The 2,100-nt window shown below is 68.1% G+C and carries 2 protein-coding genes and 1 pseudogene; all 3 read right to left on the reverse strand.

What is annotated here, in order from left to right; all coding sequences use genetic code 11:
- Nucleotides 1-895, reverse strand: an 895-nt coding sequence (rfaE1, locus tag AC1DYI_RS33670) for a D-glycero-beta-D-manno-heptose-7-phosphate kinase (protein ID WP_477208455.1), incomplete at its 3' end; no start/stop codon positions are given.
- Nucleotides 892-1,458 (reverse strand): D-sedoheptulose 7-phosphate isomerase, encoded by a 567-nt coding sequence (gmhA, locus tag AC1DYI_RS33675; protein ID WP_477208456.1) that lies wholly within the window; start codon nucleotides 1,456-1,458, stop codon nucleotides 892-894. The genes rfaE1 and gmhA, both read right to left, overlap by 4 nt.
- Nucleotides 1,459-1,460: 2 nt before the next feature.
- Nucleotides 1,461-2,100, reverse strand: a pseudogene (locus tag AC1DYI_RS33680) (lipopolysaccharide assembly protein LapB); the annotation flags it as partial.

The raw sequence follows: 2,100 nt of genomic DNA on the forward strand, positions 1-2,100 counted from the left end.
CCACGATGCTCGCGGCATGGTTGGCCCAGGGCACGGCGTCGCGCAGTGGCATGCCGGCGCCAGCCAGCGCGGCCAACGCGGCGATCACGGTGTCGCCGGCGCCGGTCACATCGAACACTTCGCGCGCTTCGGCCGGCACGTGGCGTGCGCCGGCGCTGTCGAACAGCGTCATGCCGTCTTCGGAACGCGTCAACAGCAGCGCTTGAAGCTGCAGCTGCGTGCGCATGGCCTGTGCCAGCTCGGCCAAGTGGGCTTCGTCGCGCCAGGGGCCGGTGATCTGTGCCAGTTCGCCGCGGTTCGGCGTCAACAGCGTGGCACCGGCATAACGCGCATAGTCATGACCCTTGGGGTCGATCAGCACCGGTTTGCCGGCCGCGCGGGCGCGCTCGATCATTTGCGGGATGTGCGCGAGGCCGCCCTTGCCGTAGTCGGAGAAGATCACCGCCTCGTGATTGGCCAGTTCAGTGTCGAACGCCGTTAACATTTGCGCCAGCACTTCGTGGTCCGGCGTGTTCTCGAAGTCGACGCGGATCAATTGCTGTGAACGGCCGATCACCCGCAACTTGACGATGGTCTTCAGCTGTGGGTCGCGACCGAGCGCGGTGCGGATGCCGCGTTCGGCGAGCAACTGCTCCAGCCGGCTCGCGGCTTCGTCTTCGCCAACGACGGTGAGCAAGGTGGCTTGCGCGCCGAGCGACTGGACGTTGACGGCCACGTTCGCAGCACCGCCGAGCCGGTCTTCTTCCTTCGTCACGCGCACGACCGGCACCGGTGCCTCGGGCGAGATGCGGTCGACCGCGCCGAACCAGTAGCGGTCCAGCATCACGTCGCCGACCACCAGCACGCGGCTCGTCGCCAGCCGCTCGCGCGAGGGCAGTGCAGCCCAGGCGTTCATACCAGCTTCAATTCCTGCTCGATCAGCCCGCACAGCGTGTGGATGATCAGGATGTGTGCTTCCTGGATGCGAGCCGTGACATCGCTCGGCACGACGATGGCCACGCCCGACAGCGGCTTGATCGCGCCACCGTCGCGGCCCAGCAGGCCGATGACTTGCATGCCCAATGCGCGCGCATCGTCGACAGCGCGGCGCACGTTGGCCGAGTTGCCGGAGGTCGAGATCGCGATCAGCACATCGCCGGCGCGGCCCAGCGCACGCACCTGGCGGGCGAAGACTTCGTCGAACGAGTAGTCGTTGCCGATGCAGGTGAGAGCCGAACTGTCGGTCGTCAGCGAGATCGCGGCGAGCGGCTTGCGCTCCTTGATGAAGCGGCCGGTGAGCTCTGAAGCGATGTGCTGCGAATCAGCGGCCGAGCCGCCGTTGCCGCAGGACAGCAACTTGCCGCCCTTGGCCAGGCACTGCGCGATCAGGCTGCCGGCGCGCGCAATGTCGGCTTCCAGTGAAGCCAGTTTCTCGAACGTGCGCTGGTGCTCGGCCAGGTTGGCAAGGTAGAGCGACATGGTCAGAGTTCCTCCACTCGGCGCGGCGGGAAGCTGTCCCAGGTCAGGCAACCCGGGCATTGCCAGAAATAACGTTGGGCCTCGAAGCCGCAGGCCGCGCAGCGGTAGCGCTGCTGGGGCTTGGCCGCGCGTGCCACTGCTTCGCTGACGGCCTGGGCGGCCTCGGCATTCCACTGCTCGACGGGGCGCGCCATCAATGCTTGCGCGGCGCTGAGCGTGGGCTGTTGGCGCAAGTGCGGCAACAGTGCGGCATCGGCACCGAGGTCGTGGCCTTCGACGCGGGCGCGGGCGCGTAGCAAGTCGAGCCCCGGCGCTTGGTCGTACGCCGCTTGCAGGCGCTGACGGGCCGAGGTGGCTTGGCCACAGGCCAGCGCGCTGTCGGCGTAGTCGTTGGCGACCAGTGCGAAGCTGGCCAGGTCGCGCAGGCGCAGGTCGTCCCAGGTGGTGATGGCTTCGGCGTGGCGGCCGGCCTTGGCCAGACGCTGGCCCGCGAGCAGCAAGGGCCGCGGTGCATGCGGTGCGGTGGCTCGCGCCTTGGCGAGTGCAACCTCGGCCGCTTCGTTCAAGCCTTTGGCATCGGCCTCCATGGCCAGTTCGCACCAGTGGTGAGCAATGCGGGTGCCGAATGAGCCGGTGCCACTG

Source organism: Ideonella sp. P3_A4, assembly GCF_056403075.1.